The sequence below is a fragment of the Pseudomonas sp. Pme6b genome, from assembly GCF_058129925.1.
Genome location: NZ_CM176704.1, coordinates 3745074 through 3765000 on the forward strand (window position 1 = coordinate 3745074; position 19927 = coordinate 3765000).

The following is a 19927-nucleotide window of genomic DNA, read 5'->3' on the forward strand; positions in this document are numbered from 1 at the left end:
CCCTCCGGGCTGAACGATACGGGTACTACCGAGATTCCATTAGCCACGCCCGCTGACAACGGGCCAACGAAGACCTTTGAACCATGGCTACTATTCACGTAGACGGCAAAGCGCTCGAAGTCGATGGTGCAGACAACCTGTTACAGGCATGTCTGTCGCTGGGCCTCGATATCCCTTATTTCTGCTGGCACCCTGCCCTTGGCAGCGTTGGCGCCTGTCGCCAGTGCGCGGTCAAGCAGTACACGGACGAGAACGACACACGCGGTCGTATCGTCATGTCCTGCATGACGCCAGCCACCGACAACACCTGGATCTCAATCGAAGATGAAGAGTCCAAGGCCTTCCGGGCCAGTGTTGTCGAATGGCTGATGACCAACCACCCGCACGACTGCCCGGTCTGTGAAGAAGGCGGTCACTGCCACCTGCAGGACATGACCGTGATGACCGGCCACAACGAGCGCCGTTATCGCTTCACTAAACGTACTCACCAGAATCAGGAGCTGGGGCCGTTCATCGCGCATGAGATGAACCGTTGCATCGCCTGTTATCGGTGCGTACGTTTCTATAAAGACTACGCAGGCGGCACTGACCTGGGCGTTTACGGCGCTCACGACAATGTTTACTTCGGTCGCGTTGAAGACGGCACGCTGGAAAGCGAGTTCTCCGGCAACCTCACCGAGGTCTGCCCGACCGGTGTGTTCACCGACAAGACCCACTCCGAGCGCTACAACCGCAAGTGGGACATGCAGTTCTCGCCAAGCATCTGCCACGGTTGCTCCAGCGGCTGCAACATCAGCCCAGGTGAGCGTTACGGTGAATTGCGCCGTATCGAAAACCGCTACAACGGTTCGGTCAACCAGTACTTTCTCTGCGACCGAGGCCGTTTCGGCTATGGCTACGTCAACCGCACAGACCGTCCACGTCAGCCATTGCTGGCCGAAGGTCAGGTCAAACTGAGCCTTGACCAAGCACTGGACAAGGCGGCGGATCTGCTGCGCGGCCGTAACATCGTTGGTATCGGCTCACCTCGCGCCAGCCTTGAGAGTAACTACGCACTGCGTGAGCTGGTCGGAGCCGAGCATTTCTACAGCGGTATCGAAGCCGGTGAGCTGGAGCGTATCAGGCTGATCCTCAAGGTCCTGAACGACAGTCCGCTGCCGATCCCGACCCTGCGTGACATCGAAGATCACGATGCCATTTTCGTGCTCGGCGAAGACCTGACCCAGACCGCTGCACGTATGGCCCTGGGCCTGCGTCAGGCCGTCAAGGGCAAGGCTGAAGACATGGCTGCGGCGATGAAAGTCCAGCCGTGGCTCGACGCTGCCGTGAAGAACATTGGCCAGCACGAACTTAACCCGCTGTTCATTGCCAGCCTCGCCGAGACTCGTCTCGACGATATCGCAGAAGAATGCGTGCACGCTGCACCTGACGACCTGGCTCGCATCGGTTTCGCCGTTGCCCATGCACTGGACGCCAGCGCCCCGGCCGTAGAAGGTCTGGACAGCGAGGCGCTGGAACTGGCGCAACGTATTGCCGATGCCCTGCTCGCGGCCAAACGTCCGCTGATCATTTCCGGCAGCTCGCTGGGTTCGACAGCGCTGATCGAGGCGGCGGCAAACATTGCCAAGGCCTTGAAGCTGCGTGACAAGCAAGGCTCCATCAGCCTGATCGTGCCGGAAGCCAACAGCATGGGTCTGGCGATGTTTGGTGGCGATTCTGTCGATGCCGCCCTGCAAGCAGTGATTTCCGGTCAGGCCGACGCCATCGTGGTACTGGAAAACGATCTGTATCGCCGTGTAGACGCCAAAATCGTCGACGCTGCGCTGAGCGCTGCGAAAGTCGTGATCGTCGCCGACCACCAGAAAACCCCGACCAGTGATCGTGCGCATCTGGTCCTGCCAGCTGCCAGCTTCGCGGAAGGCGACGGCACGCTGGTCAGCCAGGAAGGCCGCGCCCAGCGCTTCTTCCAGGTGTTCGATCCGACCTACCTGGATGCCAGCATTCTGGTTCACGAAGGCTGGCGCTGGCTGCATGCCCTGCGCGCCACCTTGTTGAACAAGCCGGTCGACTGGACGCAACTCGATCACGTCACCGAAGCCTGCGCCAGCAGCACCCCGCAACTGGCGGGTATCGTCAACGCTGCGCCGTCTGCCTGGTTCCGGATCAAGGGCCTTAAACTGGCTCGTGAACCACTGCGCTACAGTGGTCGCACGGCGATGCGCGCCAACATCAGCGTGCATGAGCCGCGCACCTCGCAAGACATCGATACAGCGTTCTCCTTCTCCATGGAAGGTTATTCAGGTTCCGCCGAACCTCGTCAGCAAGTGCCGTTCGCCTGGTCTCCGGGTTGGAACTCGCCGCAGGCCTGGAACAAATTCCAGGACGAAGTCGGTGGCCACTTGCGCGCTGGCGACCCGGGCACACGCCTGATCGAAAGCCAGGGCGACGGTCTGTCATGGTTCTCCAGCGTTCCACGCGCGTTCTCTCCAGAGCGCGGCACCTGGAAAGTCGTGCCGTTCTTTCACCTGTTCGGCAGCGATGAAACATCGTCTCTGGCCGCTCCGGTTCAGGAACGTATCCCGCAGGCTTATGTAGCGCTGGCCAAATCCGAAGCCGATCGCCTGGGTGTCAACGATGGTGCCCTGCTCTCCTTGAGCGTTGGCGGTGAATTGCTGACCCTGCCGTTGCGCATCAACGAAGAACTGGGCGCGGGCCTTGTGGCATTGCCGTCCGGGCTGCCAGGCATTCCGCCAGCGATCTTCGGCAAGTCAGTTGACGGTCTGCAGGAGGCAGCGCAATGACCTGGTTTACCCCTGATGTGATCGACGCAATCATTGCGGCCGTCAAAGCCATTGTCGTGCTACTGGCCGTGGTGGTCTGCGGTGCGCTGCTGAGCTTTGTGGAACGTCGTTTGCTGGGTTGGTGGCAAGACCGTTATGGTCCGAACCGAGTAGGCCCGTTCGGCATGTTCCAGATTGCAGCCGACATGCTGAAAATGTTCTTCAAGGAAGACTGGAATCCGCCGTTCGCCGACAAGGTGATTTTCACCCTGGCCCCCGTTGTTGCAATGAGCGCCTTGTTGATTGCCTTCGCAGTCATCCCGATTACCCCGACATGGGGTGTGGCGGACCTGAACATCGGTCTGCTGTTCTTCTTCGCCATGGCGGGTCTGTCGGTGTATGCGGTGCTGTTCGCCGGCTGGTCGAGTAATAACAAGTTCGCCCTGCTGGGCAGCCTGCGTGCTTCGGCACAAACCGTATCCTACGAAGTGTTCATGGGCCTTGCGCTGATGGGCATCGTGGTTCAGGTCGGTTCGTTCAATATGCGTGACATCGTTGAATATCAGGCGCAGAACCTGTGGTTCATCATTCCGCAGTTCTTCGGCTTCTGTACGTTCTTCATCGCGGGTGTTGCGGTGACTCACCGCCACCCGTTCGACCAACCGGAAGCCGAGCAGGAACTGGCTGACGGCTACCATATTGAATATGCCGGCATGAAATGGGGCATGTTCTTCGTGGGCGAATACATCGGGATCATCTTGATCTCGGCGCTGCTGGTCACGCTGTTCTTCGGTGGCTGGCACGGCCCGTTCGACATTCTGCCATCGCTGGCATTCTTCTGGTTCGCCTTGAAAACCGCGTTCTTCATCATGCTGTTCATCTTGCTGCGTGCTTCCATCCCGCGCCCGCGTTATGACCAGGTCATGGATTTCAGCTGGAAGTTCTGTCTGCCGCTGACCCTGATCAATTTGCTGGTGACTGCTGCGATTGTGTTGTTGAACACACCGGCAGGCTCGGTTCAGTGAGGATTTGACCCATGTTCAAATATATTGGTGACATCGTTAAGGGTACAGGTACCCAATTGCGCAGCCTGGTCATGGTCTTCGGCCACGGCTTCCGCAAACGCGACACCCTGCAATACCCCGAAGAGCAGGTATATCTGCCGCCCCGCTACCGTGGTCGTATCGTTCTGACCCGCGACCCTGACGGAGAAGAGCGCTGCGTAGCCTGCAACCTGTGTGCAGTGGCATGCCCGGTCGGCTGTATTTCGCTGCAGAAGGCCGAGACAGAAGACGGACGCTGGTACCCGGACTTTTTCCGCATCAACTTCTCGCGCTGCATTTTCTGCGGCCTGTGTGAAGAAGCGTGTCCGACTACCGCAATTCAGCTTACGCCGGACTTCGAGATGGCCGACTTCAAGCGTCAGGATCTGGTGTACGAGAAGGAAGATCTGCTGATCTCCGGTCCCGGCAAGAACCCTGACTACAACTTCTATCGCGTTGCCGGTATGGCCATCGGCGGCAAGCCCAAGGGCTCCGCACAGAATGAAGCCGAGCCGATCAACGTCAAGAGCTTGCTGCCTTAAGGAAGTAAAGATGGAATTCGCTTTCTACTTCGCATCCGGTATCGCTGTTGTGTCCACCCTGCGGGTGATCACCAACACGAATCCGGTGCATGCCCTGCTCTACCTGATCATCTCGCTGATCGCTGTGGCCATGACTTTTTTCAGCCTCGGTGCGCCGTTTGCCGGTGTGCTGGAAGTCATTGCCTATGCGGGCGCGATCATGGTCCTGTTCGTGTTTGTGGTGATGATGCTGAACCTCGGCCCAGCCTCGGTTCAGCAGGAGCGTGCATGGCTCAAACCCGGCATCTGGATTGGTCCGGTGATTCTCGGCACGCTGTTGCTGGCCGAGTTGCTGTACGTACTGTTCGCCAATCAGACTGGCGCTGCAATCAGTCACACCACAGTCGACGCCAAGGCGGTCGGCATCAGCCTGTTCGGGCCTTATCTGCTGGTGGTGGAACTTGCCTCGATGCTGCTGCTTGCTGCAGCCGTCACGGCATTCCATCTGGGCCGCAACGAGGCCAAGGAGCCAAGCCAATGAATGCTATCCCTCTTGAGCACGGTCTGGCGGTCGCCGGGGTCCTGTTCTGCCTGGGTCTGGTCGGCCTGATGGTGCGCCGTAACATTCTCTTCGTGTTGATGAGCCTGGAAATCATGATGAACGCCTCTGCACTGGCGTTCGTAGTTGCCGGCAGTCGTTGGGCTCAACCGGATGGGCAGGTCATGTTCATCCTGGTGATCAGCCTTGCGGCAGCCGAGGCCAGTATCGGCCTGGCGATCCTGATGCAACTGTATCGCCGCTTCCACACTCTCGATATCGATGCTGCCAGCGAGATGCGCGGATGAATCTTCTCTTTCTGACTTTCATATTTCCCCTCATCGGTTTTCTGCTGCTGTCGTTCTCTCGTGGGCGCATATCGGAAAACCTTGCGGCGCTCATTGGCGTCGGCTCTATCGGCCTTTCAGCCATCGTCACGGCCTGGGTCATCTGGCAGTTCAACGTGGCACCGCCGGAAGGTGGTCACTACACCCAGGTGCTGTGGCGCTGGATGGACGTTGATGGCTTCCAGCCCAACTTCGCGCTGTATCTGGACGGTCTGTCCGTCACGATGCTGGGCGTAGTGGTTGGTGTCGGCTTCCTGATCCACCTGTTCGCATCCTGGTACATGCGCGGTGAGGCGGGCTACTCGCGCTTCTTCTCCTACACCAACCTGTTCATTGCCAGCATGCTGTTCCTGATCCTGGGCGACAACCTGTTGTTCATCTACTTCGGTTGGGAAGGCGTGGGCCTGTGCAGCTACCTGTTGATCGGTTTCTATTACAGCAACCGCAACAACGGAAATGCAGCGCTCAAAGCGTTCATCGTCACCCGTATCGGTGACGTATTCATGGCTATCGGGCTGTTCATCCTGTTCCAGCAATTGGGCACGCTCAATGTGCAGGAACTGCTGGTCCGGGCGCCGGAACACTTCAAGGTCGGCGATTTCTGGATTGTGCTGGCGACCTTGATGCTGCTGGGTGGTGCTGTCGGTAAATCGGCACAACTGCCACTGCAAACCTGGCTGGCAGATGCGATGGCCGGTCCTACACCGGTTTCGGCACTGATCCACGCAGCAACCATGGTTACCGCGGGCGTTTACCTGATCGCGCGGACTCACGGCCTGTTCGCACTGGCACCGGACATACTGCATCTGGTAGGCATTGTCGGCGGCGTCACGCTGGTTCTGGCGGGTTTCGCAGCGCTGGTACAGACCGACATCAAGCGTATCCTCGCCTACTCGACCATGAGCCAGATCGGCTACATGTTCCTGGCATTGGGCGTAGGCGCATGGGAAGGCGCGATTTTCCACCTGATGACACACGCCTTCTTCAAGGCGCTGCTGTTCCTTGCTTCCGGTGCGGTGATCGTTGCGTGCCATCACGAGCAGAACATCTTCAAGATGGGCGGCCTGTGGAAGAAACTGCCATTGGCCTACGCCAGCTTCATCGTCGGCGGTGCAGCACTGGCTGCCCTGCCGCTGTTGACGGCAGGCTTCTACTCGAAGGATGAAATTCTCTGGGAAGCATTCGCCAGCGGTAACAATGGCCTGTTGTATGCCGGTCTGGTGGGCGCGTTCATGACGTCGCTGTACACCTTCCGTCTGATCTTCATCGCGTTCCACGGTGAAGCCAAGACCGAAGCACACGCAGGTCACGGTATTGCTCACTGGTTGCCGCTGTCGGTACTGATCGTGCTGTCGACGTTCATTGGCGCGCTGATCACCCCGCCACTGGCAGGTGTTCTACCGCAGAGCGTCGGCCATGCCGGTGGCGAAGCCAAACACAGTCTGGAAATCGCCTCTGGCGCCATCGCCCTGGCCGGTATCCTGCTGGCAGCGCTGCTGTTTCTCGGCAAGCGCCGCCTGGCGACGGCTATCGCCAACAGCGCTCCGGGCCGTTTCCTCTCGGCCTGGTGGTTCGCGGCATGGGGCTTCGACTGGATCTACGACAAGCTGTTCGTCAAGCCGTATCTGGCAATCAGCCATGTACTGCGTAGTGATCCGTTCGACCGCACCATCGGCTTGATCCCACGTCTGGTCAAAGGCGGTCATGACATCATGAGCCGCACCGAGACCGGCCAGTTGCGTTGGTATGCTGCCTCGATCGCCGTGGGTGCCGTTCTGGTACTCGGTGCCGTCGTTCTGGTTGCGATCTGATATGAACCTTGCGAATTTGCGAAAGGAATTGAGCCCGTCATGATTCTGCCCTGGCTAATCCTGATCCCCTTCATAGGCGGCCTGCTGTGCTGGCTAGGTGAGCGCTTCGGCTCTACCCTGCCGCGCTGGATTGCGTTGCTGACAATGACCCTGGAACTGGTTCTCGGCCTCTGGCTGTGGGCTACCGGCAACTTCGGCTACGCGCCGGTGCCGGGTGCCGATCCGACCTGGACCCTGGAATTCCACCACCCGTGGATCACCCGCTTCGGCATCGACGTGCATCTGGCACTCGATGGCCTGTCTTTGCTGATGATCCTGCTGACCGGCCTGCTCGGCGTGTTGTCGGTACTGTGCTCGTGGAAGGAAATCCAGCGCAAGGTAGGCTTCTTCCACCTGAACCTGATGTGGATTCTGGGCGGTGTGGTCGGCGTGTTCCTGGCCATCGACCTGTTCATGTTCTTCTTCTTCTGGGAAATGATGCTGGTGCCGATGTATTTCCTCATCGCGCTCTGGGGTCACAGTTCTTCGGATGGGAAGAAAACCCGTATCTACGCAGCCACCAAGTTCTTCATCTTCACTCAGGCCAGCGGCCTGATCATGCTGGTGGCGATCCTGGGTCTGGTGCTGGTGCACTTCAATCAGACCGGCGTGATCACCTTTGCCTACGCCGACCTGCTGAAGACCAAACTGGCACCGGGTACCGAATATATCCTGATGCTGGGCTTCTTTATTGCCTTTGCCGTGAAGCTGCCGGTGGTGCCGTTGCACTCCTGGCTGCCGGATGCGCATGCCCAGGCACCGACTGCAGGCTCCGTCGACCTGGCGGGTATCCTGCTGAAGACGGCGGCTTACGGTCTGCTGCGCTTTGCCCTTCCGCTGTTCCCCAACGCATCGGCCGAGTTCGCACCGATTGCAATGACGCTGGGCCTGGTCGGTATCTTCTACGGCGCTTTCCTGGCGTTTGCCCAGACCGATATCAAGCGCCTGATCGCGTTCTCCAGCGTCTCGCACATGGGCTTTGTACTGATCGGCATCTACTCCGGCAGCCAGCAAGCGCTGCAAGGCGTACTGATCCAGATGATCGCCCACGGCCTGTCGGCTGCGGCACTGTTCATTCTCAGTGGTCAGCTGTACGAGCGCCTGCATACTCGTGACATGCGCGAGATGGGCGGCCTGTGGTCGCGTATCGCCTACATCCCGGCCATCAGCCTGTTCTTTGCCGCCGCCTCTCTGGGTCTGCCGGGCACTGGTAACTTCGTAGGTGAGTTCCTGATTCTGCTGGGCAGCTTCGCCAGCTCACCATGGATCACGGCGATCGCTACCTCCGGCCTGGTGTTCGGCTCTGTCTACTCGCTGATCATGATCCACCGCGCCTACTTCGGCCCGTCGAAGTCCGACGAGGTTCTGAAGGGCATGGACGGACGTGAAATGATCATGGTGCTGGGCCTTGCGGTGTTGCTGGTCGTGCTCGGGGTTTTCCCGCAGCCGTTCCTCGACACATCGGCAGCGACCATGCACGGCGTGCAGCAATGGCTAGGCACTGCCTTCACTCAACTCGCTTCGGCCCGGTAAGAGCGCTATGGACCTGACGATTCAACACTTTATTGCGCTTGCGCCACTGCTGATCACCAGCCTCACCGTTGTAGTGGTGATGCTGGCGATCGCATGGCGCCGCAATCACTCGCAAACGTTCCTGCTTTCAGTAGCAGGTCTCAACCTGGCCCTGCTGTCGATCTATCCGGCACTGAAAGTTGCCCCACTGGTCGTGACACCACTGCTGCACATCGATAACTTTGCCTGCCTTTACATGGCAATCATCCTTGCCTCTACCCTGGCCTGTGTGACCATGGCACACGCCTATCTGGGTGACGGCAAGGCAGGTTATCCAGGCAATCGTGAAGAGCTTTACCTGCTGATCCTGCTGGCAGCTGCCGGTGGTCTGGTGCTGGTCAGTGCTCAGCATCTGGCGGGCCTGTTCATCGGCCTGGAACTGCTGTCGGTGCCGGTCTACGGTCTGGTGGCGTATGCCTTCTTCAACAAGCGTTCGCTGGAAGGCGGCATCAAGTACATGGTGCTATCGGCTGCAGGTTCAGCGTTCCTGCTGTTCGGCATGGCGCTGCTGTACGCAGAAGCCGGCTCGCTGAGCTTCGAGGGCATTGGTAAAGCCATTGCCGCGACAGGGATGCCAAGCCCGATTGCCAGCCTGGGTCTGGGCATGATGGTTGTGGGCCTTGCATTCAAACTGTCGCTGGTGCCTTTCCACCTGTGGACACCGGACGTCTACGAAGGCGCTCCTGCGCCGGTAGCGGCCTTCCTGGCTACGGCCAGCAAGGTGGCAGTGTTTGCCGTGCTGGTGCGTCTGTTCCAGATTTCACCGGCAGCCAGCAGTGGCGTACTGCATGACGTGCTGGCAGTCATCGCCGTAGCGTCGATCCTGGTCGGCAACCTGTTGGCGCTGACTCAGACCAACCTCAAGCGTCTGCTGGGCTACTCCTCCATCGCCCACTTCGGTTACCTGATGATTGCGCTGGTGGCCAGCAAAGGCATGGCGGTCGAGGCGATTGGTGTCTATCTGGCAACTTACGTGCTGACCTCGCTAGGCAGCTTCGGTGTGATCACCATGATGTCTTCGCCTTACAGCGGACGTGATGCCGATGCGATGTTCGAATACCGCGGGCTGTTCTGGCGTCGTCCGTACCTGACGGCAGTCATGACCCTGATGATGCTGTCGCTGGCAGGTATCCCGCTTACCGCAGGCTTCATCGGCAAGTTCTACATCATTGCCACCGGTGTCGAGTCGCAACTGTGGTGGCTTATCGGAGCACTGGTGATCGGTAGCGCCATTGGCGTGTTCTATTACCTGAGAGTGATGGTCACCATGTATCTGGTCGACAACAAGCTTCCACGCCACGATGCAGCGATCAACTGGGCGCAGCGCACTGGCGGCGTTATGCTGCTGGCCGTCGCGATCCTGACATTCGTGCTGGGTGTGTACCCGCAACCGCTGCTCGATCTGGTGGTCAATGCCGGTCTGCATGTAGCAGGCTGATCATCCAGAAACAAAAAACCCTGCCATTCAGCAGGGTTTTTTTTGTCTCTGGAAAACTAGCCCGGCAGCTTCATCGGCTTCTTGGCACCGCTGAACAAACCCCAGCTGGAGATGAACAGCGCAGCCACCAGAGGCCCTATCACAAAGCCGTTCAGACCAAAGACCGACATACCACCCAGCGTTGAAATCAGGATCAGGTAGTCCGGCATTTTCGTGTCCTTGCCCACCAGGATCGGACGCAGCACGTTATCCACCAGACCGATCACGAAAACACCGAACAACCCCAGCACTACACCTTGCCAGATCATGCCACTGAGCAGGAAGTAGACAGCCACTGGCGCCCAGACAATCCCCGCCCCTACAGCGGGCAACAGCGACAGGAAGGCCATGATCACCGCCCACAGCAACGCACTCGGGATGTCCAGCGCCCAGAAGATAAAACCGCCCAGCGCACCTTGCGTTACCGCTACCACGACGTTGCCCTTGACCGTGGCACGTACCACTCGAGTGAACTTGAGTTGCAGACGACGCTTCTGCTGTTCGCCCAACGGAAAGGCCGTACGTATCTTGCGTACCAACTCCTGCCCATCTCGCAGGAAGAAGTACAGCAGGTACAACATGATGAACACACTCACCACGAAATCGAAGGTGCCCTGCCCGAAGCTGAACGCTTGAGTCGCCAGATACTGACTGCCCTGCATTGCCCCTTTGGTGATCTTGTCGCGCAATCCTTCAAGATCGCCCATGCCCAGTCGGTCGAGCAGTGCCTGGATCGAATGCGGCAGCAGGTCCTTGAACTCGGCGAGATAACCGGCGATATCCAGTTGCCCGCTCTCGACATTCTTGTACAGCGTGGTGCCCTCCTGAACCAGCAAGGCGCTGATGACGATCACTGGCAGAATCGCAATCACCAGACAGATTGTCAGGGTGCACAGGGAGGTAAGGTTGCGTGACCAGTTGAACTTGATCTGCAACCTGCGCTGCACAGGCGCAAAGATGATCCCGAGAATGACCGCCCAGAATACTGCGCCGTAAAACGGCAGCAGAATCCATATGAAGGCAATGGTGACCAGCACCAATAGCATAATGAGGGTTTTGTATTGCAACGTGGTTTCGTTCATGTCCTGTCCATGTCAGTAGACCGCGCCTCGCGCCCGGTCTACAGCTTAGTCAGCACTTGAACGTACGAGTGCCATCTTCTATGAAGGCAATATGACCGCGATGGCAGGCGCAGGCTGTTGCGGACATCAGCGCCCCTGCCACGCAAGCATCAGACACGGAACTGGCCGACCAGACTGTCAAGGCGCGAGCCCAGTTCGGCAAGGCTGCGTGAGGTCTGTGCACTTTGCCGGGTTTCGTCGGCGACGCTTTCGACTGCACCTGCGATCTGATGAACACTGCGATTGATTTCTTCGGCAACTGCCGTTTGCTCTTCGGCTGCGCTGGCAATTTGCGCGTTCATCGAATTGATCGTCGCGATCAACTCACCTATGGTCACCAGCGATGTTCCTGCTTCGTTGGCTTGCGCAGAGGTCCCGTCGCCAGCTTCGCTGGAACGGCGCATTGCCGTAACAGCCTCCTGAGTGCCCTGCTGCAGACGACCGATCATCCCTTGAATTTCCTGCGTGCTTTGCTGGGTGCGGCTGGCCAGCGCCCGAACCTCGTCGGCAACCACAGCAAAACCACGCCCTGCTTCCCCTGCCCTCGCGGCCTCGATGGCGGCATTGAGTGCGAGCAGGTTGGTTTGTTCGGCGATAGAGCGAATGACGCCCAGTACGCTGACGATCGAAGAAACGTCCTTTTGCAGAACATCCAGTGACGAGCCACTTTTGCGGATGTCGTCTACCAGCGCATGAATCTGTCTGATGCTGCCGTCCACAACGCGCTTGGCGGCGTGCCCTTGCTCGTCGGTCTGCTGAGCAGCCACGGAGGCACCCTGCGCGCTCTTGGCGACCTCTTGAGCCGCAGCCGACATCTGATTGATTGCGGTCGCCACCTGATCTGTTTCGTGGCGCTGACGGTCCATGGCGGTTTCCGAGCGCTGTGCCTGGGATGACACTTCTCCGACCAGTCCATTGAGTTGCCCGGTCATTTCACTGACCTGACGAACCATACCGTGGATCTTGTCGACAAACCGGTTGAACGAACCAGCCAGATCACCAAGCTCGTCATTACTGGTAATGGCCAGACGCCGAGTCAGATCGCCTTCACCCGCCGCGATGTCATCCAGATTGTTTTTCATCAAACCGAGCGGACGTAGCAGAGTGCCGGCCATCAATATCCCGATGACGCCAATGATGACCAGCACCAGGACGGTGATACCCAAAATGCTGTACAGCATTTCCTTCAGGCGCGCTTCGACATTCTGCCTGACTTCGGCAACTTTAGCGTCAATGCCGTCTATATTGACGGCAGAACCGATGATCAGATCCCACTTCGGCAGATAATCCGTGTAGCCAATCTTGGGCACAGGTTCAGTCTTGCCAGGCAGGGCCGAGGAGTACATCACATAGTGAGTGCCCGCCTTGCCGACCGCCACCAGTTCGCGGTTGATGTAGACCCCGTTCGCATCGCGGGCGTCATTGAAACTCTTGCCCACGCCATCAGGACTGTTGCTACGGAATATCCGGATTACCTGAGAGTCATAGCCAAAGATATAACCATCCTTGCCATAACTGATGGAGGAAAGCAGCTTGATCGCATTAGCGCGCGCAGTTTCATCACCCGGCGCTGCAGCCTCGTAAAGCGGCTTGATGGCCGTCATGGCGATCGCAACGTAGTTCTGCAACGTTGCCTTGGCTTCAGAGAGCAAACGCTCTCGCGTATCACTGACCTCGCGCTCTGCCTGCCGGTGCAGCATGAACACCGTGGTGGCACTGATCACCAGCGCAAATATCAGAACCGGCAGGACTGCCAGCGACAGAACCTTGGCTTTCAGACTGAGACGCATAGGAGTGGCCTTATGGTTATTTTTATGAGTCAGAGATACCTGTCAGGCTATCGGCGGCATCCGACGGACATTAAGACCTGGCGTATTTTTTTGTATGAAGACTCTGAAAGTTACAGGCTGGCAACTTATGGAGCGGTGCGCTCGGGAAGATCAATGCGTACGCGAAGGCCACCAGCGGGGCTCTCCTGCAATTGCAGTTGGCCGCCCCAGGCCTCGACGATATCGCGCACAATCCCCAGGCCAAGGCCATGACCGGTAATCTGCTCGTCAAGGCGAGCGCCACGGCTGAACACCTCTGCGCGCTGCGACTCCGGAATACCGGGCCCGTCATCGTCCACCAGCAGGCTGAAGCCCTGAGCCTGACTGAGAATGCTCAGACGCACTTCGCTGTCGGCCCACTTGCAGGCGTTGTCCAGAAGGTTGCCCAGCAGTTCGAGGATATCCTCCCGGTCCCACGGCAGATGCATGCCTGCTTCGACATCGTTGACCAAATGAAGGTGGGCACCATGAATCATGCCCAAAGTGGAAAACAGCCCGGGCAGTTCAGCATCACAGTCGAAACGGGCTCCGGGCAGCGCGTCCCCGGAAAGACGGGCCCGATTGAGTTCACGCTCCAGACGCAGACGGATATTTTCCAATTGCTCCTGCAACGTCTTGCGCAGTGCGGGGTTGCCGTCCAGCTGTCCACTGAGGGCCAGGCTGAGCAATACCGCAAGCGGTGTCTTCAAGGCATGCCCCAGATTGCCCAGTGCATTGCGTGAGCGTTTCAGGCTGTCTTCAGTATGCGCAAGCAGATGGTTGATCTGAGCCACAAGGGGCTCAAGCTCGAGGGGCACCTGATTGTCCAGTTGCGAACGCTGACCCTGTTGAAGCTGGAAGATCTGCTCGCGAACGGTTTCCAGAGGCCGAAGCGCCCTGCGTACAGTGATGCGCTGCAAAACCAGCACCAGGATCAGCGCTGCGAGCCCGAGCCCAACCCCGATCTGCTGCATGAGACGAAAGCTCGCCCTGACCGGCGTGTAATCCTGGGCGACGGTAATTGAAATCTGCTTGCCGAACTTTCGGTATTCGCTGGTCAGCATCAACAGCGACTGCCCGGTCTTGCCAAGTTCAAGGTTAGCGTGCAACCCCACCCCAGGCTGCGGCAGCTCAAAATCCCACAAAGAACGGGAGCGCCAGTGGCCCTGCGGCAAGTCCATGCGGAAATAGTGGCCGGACAGCGGGCGCTGATAAGCACCCGACAAGCGATGGTCATCCAGTTGCAGCCCGGCAGGACCTCGGACCAGCGCCACCAGCAGGTTCTCGCTCTCGTTGCGTAAGCCCGACTCCAGATAGCGCTGCAGGCCCACTTCAAACAGCCAGAGACTGGTCTGCGCCATCACCAGGCCAACAACGACCATAACGGCGATAAGACCCAGGCTCAGACGCCGTTGTATGGATTTCAACCTCCGGCTCCGCCGTACAGATAGCCTTGGCCACGGCGTGTCTCGACCACTGCGCGGCCTAGTTTGCGCCTCAGGTGATTGACATGGACCTCGATGACATTGGAGTCACGCTCGTTTTCGCCATCGTACAAGTGCTCAGAGAGATGGCTTTTGGAGAGAATCTGTCCAGGGTGGAGCATGAAATAGCGCAGCAGACGAAACTCTGCAGACGTGAGCTGGATATCAACGCCATCCCGGCTGACACTCTGGCGACCTTCATCCAGATTAAGGCCGGCAGACTCCAGGGTTGGCTGGTTGGCAAGCCCGTGCGAACGCCTCAACAGGGCCTGAATACGCAACTGTAGTTCTTCAGGATGAAAAGGTTTGGTCAGGTAATCGTCAGCCCCCGACTTCAAGCCTTCTATACGCTCTGACCACGAACCTCGTGCCGTCAGAATCAGTACGGGGGTAGCCAGGCCCTTGCCGCGCCATTGCTGGAGAACCTCAAGCCCGGGCATGCCGGGCAACCCCAGATCCAGAACAATGAGGTCGTAGGGCTCGGTTGCGCCTTGATAAACCGCGTCACGACCGTCAGCCAGCCAGTCGACTGCATAGCCTTGCCGTCCCAGCGCAGCGAGTAACTCATCCGCGAGAGGAACATGGTCTTCAACCAGTAGCAGGCGCATCAGTCATCATCCTCGTCTTTCAGCAATCGGCTATCGCGCGCATCGAACTTGAGCTCACGGACAACACCCTGCGGGGTCAGCAACTCGAATTCATACACGTACATGTTATTTTTTTCCTCAAGCTCAGCCTCCAGCAGGCGAGCGCCGGGATGAAGACCCAGCGCGCGCTCGATAAACTGTTCGAGAGGCAGTATCACCCCACGCTGCCGCAGACTGAGCGCTTCATCCTGATTCAGATCCCTGGCATAGACAAAAGAGCAGGTCAGACTCAAACCAAGGATGACACAGAGACGCTTGTCGACATTCATTAGTTATCCTGATGATTCCTGTAGACCTGACCCGTAGCGGCGTCTATTTCGAGAACCCACTCAATATCGTGCTTGTCACGCAGCTCGACATTGTAAACGTACCTGCCGTATATATTCTTGAACTGTGTATCAAGAATACTGGCACCAGGGTGCTTGCTGAGGGCGTTAGCATCGAGCTTTTCAGCAGACTGGAGAGTGCCCGCATTACTGAGGCGCAATACCTCATGCGGGTCGACACCACGCGCCTGGATGACACATGAAGTCAGAACACATGTCAGGGCCGCCAGCAGGGTTGTCAGCGTTTTCATTATTGGAGGAGTCCATAGCGGTCGATGCTTCTATGGCGTTTACCTTACCCCGTACAACTTAACTCAAACTGAATAGATCTGGCCGAGTGCCATCAATCGCATCTGAAGGAATCGTCACACACAAGCCCTGCATGGAGTTTCAGGCCATTGCTGTTAAACTGGCCGATTGCATTTATCGCGTCTGCGATCGCCATTTTTCCGGGGCCAATACACAGTGGAAATCTTCAAAGAGTTTACCTTCGAGTCAGCACACCGCCTCCCTCACGTACCAGAGGGTCACAAGTGTGGACGTCTGCACGGCCATTCGTTTCGTGTCGGCATTCATCTGGCTGGCAAGGTTGATCCTCACACAGGCTGGATCCGCGACTTTTCGGAAATCAAGGCTATTTTCAAACCGTTGTACGAACGCCTTGATCATAATTACCTGAATGACATCCCCGGCCTTGAGAATCCAACCAGCGAAAACCTGGCGAAATGGATCTGGGATGAGCTGAAGCCTCTGCTGCCGGAGCTGTCCGCCGTTCGTATTCATGAGACCTGCACCAGCGGGTGCGAATACCGCGGGGATTGATTCTCCCGGAAAATAAAAAACCACCTCGACCAGGTGGTTTTTTTGTATCTGCACGGTACGAAAAAGACTTTATCGTGCCTCAAAAACAAAAACCCTCAACGCGTAAGCGATGAGGGTTTCTGGAATTTAATCTTGACGATGACCTACTCTCACATGGGGAAACCCCACACTACCATCGGCGATACATCGTTTCACTGCTGAGTTCGGGATGGGATCAGGTGGTTCCAATGTTCTATGGTCGTCAAGAAATTCGGGTACCGAATCGTGCCATGCGGCGCGCTTCAGCAAATCGGGTATGTGATAGCTCGGTGCGTTTGTGACGCAAACTTTCGGTTCGTGTCGTCTTCACAGTCACCGCAATCTGGTCCTTCGACTCAAATTGCTTGGGTGTTATATGGTCAAGCCTCACGGGCAATTAGTATTGGTTAGCTCAACGCCTCACAGCGCTTACACACCCAACCTATCAACGTCGTAGTCTTCGACGGCCCTTTAGGGAACTCAAGGTTCCAGTGAGATCTCATCTTGAGGCAAGTTTCCCGCTTAGATGCTTTCAGCGGTTATCTTTTCCGAACATAGCTACCCGGCAATGCCACTGGCGTGACAACCGGAACACCAGAGGTTCGTCCACTCCGGTCCTCTCGTACTAGGAGCAGCCCCTCTCAAATCTCAAACGTCCACGGCAGATAGGGACCGAACTGTCTCACGACGTTCTAAACCCAGCTCGCGTACCACTTTAAATGGCGAACAGCCATACCCTTGGGACCGGCTTCAGCCCCAGGATGTGATGAGCCGACATCGAGGTGCCAAACACCGCCGTCGATATGAACTCTTGGGCGGTATCAGCCTGTTATCCCCGGAGTACCTTTTATCCGTTGAGCGATGGCCCTTCCATACAGAACCACCGGATCACTAAGACCTACTTTCGTACCTGCTCGACGTGTCTGTCTCGCAGTCAAGCGCGCTTTTGCCTTTATACTCTACGACCGATTTCCGACCGGTCTGAGCGCACCTTCGTACTCCTCCGTTACTCTTTAGGAGGAGACCGCCCCAGTCAAACTACCCACCATACACTGTCCTCGATCCGGATAACGGACCTGAGTTAGAACCTCAAAGTTGCCAGGGTGGTATTTCAAGGTTGGCTCCACGCAGACTGGCGTCCACGCTTCAAAGCCTCCCACCTATCCTACACAAGCAAATTCAAAGTCCAGTGCAAAGCTATAGTAAAGGTTCACGGGGTCTTTCCGTCTAGCCGCGGATACACTGCATCTTCACAGCGATTTCAATTTCACTGAGTCTCGGGTGGAGACAGCGCCGCCATCGTTACGCCATTCGTGCAGGTCGGAACTTACCCGACAAGGAATTTCGCTACCTTAGGACCGTTATAGTTACGGCCGCCGTTTACCGGGGCTTCGATCAAGAGCTTCGCTTGCGCTAACCCCATCAATTAACCTTCCGGCACCGGGCAGGCGTCACACCCTATACGTCCACTTTCGTGTTTGCAGAGTGCTGTGTTTTTAATAAACAGTCGCAGCGGCCTGGTATCTTCGACCGGCGTGGGCTTACGCAGTAAATGCTTCACCCTCACCGGCGCACCTTCTCCCGAAGTTACGGTGCCATTTTGCCTAGTTCCTTCACCCGAGTTCTCTCAAGCGCCTTGGTATTCTCTACCCAACCACCTGTGTCGGTTTGGGGTACGGTTCCTGGTTACCTGAAGCTTAGAAGCTTTTCTTGGAAGCATGGCATCAACCACTTCGTGTTCTAAAGAACACTCGTCATCAGCTCTCGGCCTTGAGATCCCGGATTTACCTAAGATCTCAGCCTACCACCTTAAACCTGGACAACCAACGCCAGGCTGGCCTAGCCTTCTCCGTCCCTCCATCGCAATAACCAGAAGTACAGGAATATTAACCTGTTTTCCATCGACTACGCTTTTCAGCCTCGCCTTAGGGACCGACTAACCCTGCGTCGATTAACGTTGCGCAGGAAACCTTGGTCTTTCGGCGTGGGTGTTTTTCACACCCATTGTCGTTACTCATGTCAGCATTCGCACTTCTGATACCTCCAGCAAGCTTCTCAACTCACCTTCACAGGCTTACAGAACGCTCCTCTACCGCATCATCAAAAGATGATACCCGTAGCTTCGGTGCATGGTTTGAGCCCCGTTACATCTTCCGCGCAGGCCGACTCGACTAGTGAGCTATTACGCTTTCTTTAAAGGGTGGCTGCTTCTAAGCCAACCTCCTAGCTGTCTAAGCCTTCCCACATCGTTTCCCACTTAACCATGACTTTGGGACCTTAGCTGACGGTCTGGGTTGTTTCCCTTTTCACGACGGACGTTAGCACCCGCCGTGTGTCTCCCATGCTCGGCACTTGTAGGTATTCGGAGTTTGCATCGGTTTGGTAAGTCGGGATGACCCCCTAGCCGAAACAGTGCTCTACCCCCTACAGTGATACATGAGGCGCTACCTAAATAGCTTTCGAGGAGAACCAGCTATCTCCGAGCTTGATTAGCCTTTCACTCCGATCCACAGGTCATCCGCTAACTTTTCAACGGTAGTCGGTTCGGTCCTCCAGTTAGTGTTACCCAACCTTCAACCTGCCCATGGATAGATCGCCCGGTTTCGGGTCTATTCCCAGCGACTAGACGCCCTATTAAGACTCGCTTTCGCTACGCCTCCCCTATTCGGTTAAGCTCGCCACTGAAAATAAGTCGCTGACCCATTATACAAAAGGTACGCAGTCACCCAACAAAGTGGGCTCCCACTGCTTGTACGCATACGGTTTCAGGATCTATTTCACTCCGCTCTCCGCGGTTCTTTTCGCCTTTCCCTCACGGTACTGGTTCACTATCGGTCAGTCAGTAGTATTTAGCCTTGGAGGATGGTCCCCCCATATTCAGACAAGGTTTCTCGTGCCCCGTCCTACTCGATTTCATTGCAAAGGGATTTTCGCGTACAGGGCTATCACCCACTATGGCCGTCCTTTCCAGAACGTTCCGCTAATCTCAATACAACTTAAGGGCTGGTCCCCGTTCGCTCGCCACTACTAAGGGAATCTCGGTTGATTTCTTTTCCTCAGGGTACTTAGATGTTTCAGTTCCCCTGGTTCGCTTCTTGCACCTATGTATTCAGTACAAGATAACCATCTTATGATGGCTGGGTTCCCCCATTCAGACATCTCCGGATCACAGTCTGTTTGCCGACTCCCCGAAGCTTTTCGCAGGCTACCACGTCTTTCATCGCCTCTGACTGCCAAGGCATCCACCGTATGCGCTTCTTCACTTGACCATATAACCCCAAGCAATCTGGTTATACTGTGAAGACGACATTCGCCGAAAGTTTGCATTCACAAACTTTACCTTAGCCCGGACACACACCAGTGAAAGAGGTGCCCGGTCTATTTCTTTCTATCACATACCCAAATTTTTAAAGAACGATCTAATCAAAGACTAGAAATCAACATTCATGCACTGATCGTCAGGATCAATGGAATGCTCATTTCTAAGCTTTCAAACAGAAGCAGTAAGTGGTGGAGCCAAGCGGGATCGAACCGCTGACCTCCTGCGTGCAAGGCAGGCGCTCTCCCAGCTGA

The 19927-nt window shown here is 56.9% G+C and carries 15 protein-coding genes, 1 tRNA gene, 2 rRNA genes and 1 pseudogene (1 of these 19 running past the window's edge); 9 read left to right on the forward strand and 10 right to left on the reverse strand.

Annotation, left to right across the window (positions count from 1 at the left end):
- Positions 1 to 83: 83 nt before the first annotated feature.
- Genes nuoG through nuoN form a run of 8 tightly spaced genes read left to right on the forward strand, consistent with a single transcriptional unit; the run spans position 84 to position 10089 of the window.
- Positions 84 to 2801, forward strand: a complete 2718-nt coding sequence (nuoG, locus tag AC4ANE_RS16925; protein ID WP_031596355.1) for an NADH-quinone oxidoreductase subunit NuoG — start codon at positions 84 to 86, stop codon at positions 2799 to 2801.
- Positions 2798 to 3805, forward strand: a complete 1008-nt coding sequence (gene nuoH, locus AC4ANE_RS16930) for an NADH-quinone oxidoreductase subunit NuoH (protein WP_002554017.1) — start codon at positions 2798 to 2800, stop codon at positions 3803 to 3805. Before nuoG ends, nuoH begins: the two co-directional genes overlap by 4 nt.
- A gap of 11 nt (positions 3806 to 3816) precedes the next feature.
- On the forward strand, positions 3817 to 4365 hold the full coding sequence (nuoI, locus tag AC4ANE_RS16935) for an NADH-quinone oxidoreductase subunit NuoI (protein WP_002554018.1): 549 nt from the start codon (positions 3817 to 3819) through the stop codon (positions 4363 to 4365).
- Positions 4366 to 4375: 10 nt separating this feature from the next.
- A complete protein-coding gene (gene nuoJ, locus AC4ANE_RS16940; protein ID WP_002554019.1) occupies positions 4376 to 4885 on the forward strand; it encodes an NADH-quinone oxidoreductase subunit J in 510 nt (169 codons plus the stop codon).
- Positions 4882 to 5190, forward strand: coding sequence for an NADH-quinone oxidoreductase subunit NuoK (nuoK, locus tag AC4ANE_RS16945; RefSeq protein WP_002554020.1), 309 nt, complete (start codon positions 4882 to 4884; stop codon positions 5188 to 5190). The genes nuoJ and nuoK overlap by 4 nt, the downstream gene beginning before the upstream one ends.
- A complete protein-coding gene (gene nuoL, locus AC4ANE_RS16950; RefSeq protein ID WP_031596357.1) occupies positions 5187 to 7040 on the forward strand; it encodes an NADH-quinone oxidoreductase subunit L in 1854 nt (617 codons plus the stop codon). Before nuoK ends, nuoL begins: the two co-directional genes overlap by 4 nt.
- Before the next feature lie 39 nt (positions 7041 to 7079).
- The gene (nuoM, locus tag AC4ANE_RS16955; protein WP_002554022.1) at positions 7080 to 8612 is read left to right on the forward strand and encodes an NADH-quinone oxidoreductase subunit M; all 1533 of its coding nucleotides are present in this window, start codon (positions 7080 to 7082) and stop codon (positions 8610 to 8612) included.
- 7 nt (positions 8613 to 8619) lie between these two features.
- A complete protein-coding gene (gene nuoN, locus AC4ANE_RS16960; RefSeq protein ID WP_002554023.1) occupies positions 8620 to 10089 on the forward strand; it encodes an NADH-quinone oxidoreductase subunit NuoN in 1470 nt (489 codons plus the stop codon).
- A gap of 56 nt (positions 10090 to 10145) precedes the next feature.
- Here nuoN and AC4ANE_RS16965 read toward each other — a convergent pair whose 3' ends face one another.
- The 7 genes and pseudogenes from AC4ANE_RS16965 to AC4ANE_RS16995 all read right to left on the reverse strand — a co-directional run bounded on the left by AC4ANE_RS16965 (position 10146) and on the right by AC4ANE_RS16995 (position 15765).
- On the reverse strand, positions 10146 to 11210 hold the full coding sequence (locus AC4ANE_RS16965) for an AI-2E family transporter (RefSeq protein WP_002554024.1): 1065 nt from the start codon (positions 11208 to 11210) through the stop codon (positions 10146 to 10148).
- 149 nt (positions 11211 to 11359) lie between these two features.
- A complete protein-coding gene (locus AC4ANE_RS16970; protein ID WP_370684033.1) occupies positions 11360 to 12202 on the reverse strand; it encodes a methyl-accepting chemotaxis protein in 843 nt (280 codons plus the stop codon).
- Between the two features lie 15 nt (positions 12203 to 12217).
- Positions 12218 to 13039: pseudogene (locus tag AC4ANE_RS16975) on the reverse strand (cache domain-containing protein); the annotation flags it as partial.
- 125 nt (positions 13040 to 13164) lie between these two features.
- A complete protein-coding gene (locus AC4ANE_RS16980) occupies positions 13165 to 14484 on the reverse strand; it encodes a sensor histidine kinase (RefSeq protein ID WP_002554025.1) in 1320 nt (439 codons plus the stop codon).
- Positions 14481 to 15149 carry a response regulator transcription factor gene (locus AC4ANE_RS16985; protein WP_002554026.1) on the reverse strand — a complete coding sequence of 223 codons (669 nt, stop codon included), beginning with the start codon at positions 15147 to 15149 and terminating at the stop codon, positions 14481 to 14483. Before AC4ANE_RS16985 ends, AC4ANE_RS16980 begins: the two co-directional genes overlap by 4 nt.
- Positions 15149 to 15457: a PepSY domain-containing protein gene (locus AC4ANE_RS16990; RefSeq protein WP_002554027.1), complete on the reverse strand. Its 309-nt coding sequence runs from the start codon at positions 15455 to 15457 to the stop codon at positions 15149 to 15151. The genes AC4ANE_RS16985 and AC4ANE_RS16990 overlap by 1 nt, the downstream gene beginning before the upstream one ends.
- Positions 15457 to 15765 (reverse strand): PepSY domain-containing protein, encoded by a 309-nt coding sequence (locus AC4ANE_RS16995; RefSeq protein WP_002554028.1) that lies wholly within the window; start codon positions 15763 to 15765, stop codon positions 15457 to 15459. Before AC4ANE_RS16995 ends, AC4ANE_RS16990 begins: the two co-directional genes overlap by 1 nt.
- 214 nt (positions 15766 to 15979) lie before the next feature.
- On the opposite strand from AC4ANE_RS16995, the gene queD reads away from it, so the two are divergent.
- Positions 15980 to 16336: a 6-carboxytetrahydropterin synthase QueD gene (gene queD, locus AC4ANE_RS17000; RefSeq protein ID WP_002554029.1), complete on the forward strand. Its 357-nt coding sequence runs from the start codon at positions 15980 to 15982 to the stop codon at positions 16334 to 16336.
- A gap of 130 nt (positions 16337 to 16466) precedes the next feature.
- On the opposite strand, the gene rrf is transcribed toward queD, so the two are convergent.
- The 3 genes from rrf to AC4ANE_RS17015 form a co-directional block, all read right to left on the reverse strand.
- A 5S ribosomal RNA gene (rrf, locus tag AC4ANE_RS17005) occupies positions 16467 to 16582 on the reverse strand.
- Between the two features lie 148 nt (positions 16583 to 16730).
- A 23S ribosomal RNA gene (locus tag AC4ANE_RS17010) occupies positions 16731 to 19623 on the reverse strand.
- 239 nt (positions 19624 to 19862) lie between these two features.
- Positions 19863 to 19927 (reverse strand) — tRNA-Ala (locus tag AC4ANE_RS17015); it runs 11 nt beyond the window's last position.

Excerpts from the sequence above, each read along its gene's own strand:
- nuoG (WP_031596355.1), top strand. The coding sequence starts at position 84 with ATGGCTACTATTCACGTAGACGGCAAAGCGCTCGAAGTCGATGGTGCA.
- nuoH (WP_002554017.1), top strand. The coding sequence starts at position 2,798 with ATGACCTGGTTTACCCCTGATGTGATCGACGCAATCATTGCGGCCGTC.
- nuoI (WP_002554018.1), top strand. The coding sequence starts at position 3,817 with ATGTTCAAATATATTGGTGACATCGTTAAGGGTACAGGTACCCAATTG.
- nuoJ (WP_002554019.1), top strand. The coding sequence starts at position 4,376 with ATGGAATTCGCTTTCTACTTCGCATCCGGTATCGCTGTTGTGTCCACC.
- nuoK (WP_002554020.1), top strand. The coding sequence starts at position 4,882 with ATGAATGCTATCCCTCTTGAGCACGGTCTGGCGGTCGCCGGGGTCCTG.
- nuoL (WP_031596357.1), top strand. The coding sequence starts at position 5,187 with ATGAATCTTCTCTTTCTGACTTTCATATTTCCCCTCATCGGTTTTCTG.
- nuoM (WP_002554022.1), top strand. The coding sequence starts at position 7,080 with ATGATTCTGCCCTGGCTAATCCTGATCCCCTTCATAGGCGGCCTGCTG.
- nuoN (WP_002554023.1), top strand. The coding sequence starts at position 8,620 with ATGGACCTGACGATTCAACACTTTATTGCGCTTGCGCCACTGCTGATC.
- AC4ANE_RS16965 (WP_002554024.1), bottom strand. The coding sequence starts at position 11,210 with ATGAACGAAACCACGTTGCAATACAAAACCCTCATTATGCTATTGGTG.
- AC4ANE_RS16970 (WP_370684033.1), bottom strand. The coding sequence starts at position 12,202 with ATGGTTCGTCAGGTCAGTGAAATGACCGGGCAACTCAATGGACTGGTC.
- AC4ANE_RS16985 (WP_002554026.1), bottom strand. The coding sequence starts at position 15,149 with ATGCGCCTGCTACTGGTTGAAGACCATGTTCCTCTCGCGGATGAGTTA.
- AC4ANE_RS16990 (WP_002554027.1), bottom strand. The coding sequence starts at position 15,457 with ATGAATGTCGACAAGCGTCTCTGTGTCATCCTTGGTTTGAGTCTGACC.
- AC4ANE_RS16995 (WP_002554028.1), bottom strand. The coding sequence starts at position 15,765 with ATGAAAACGCTGACAACCCTGCTGGCGGCCCTGACATGTGTTCTGACT.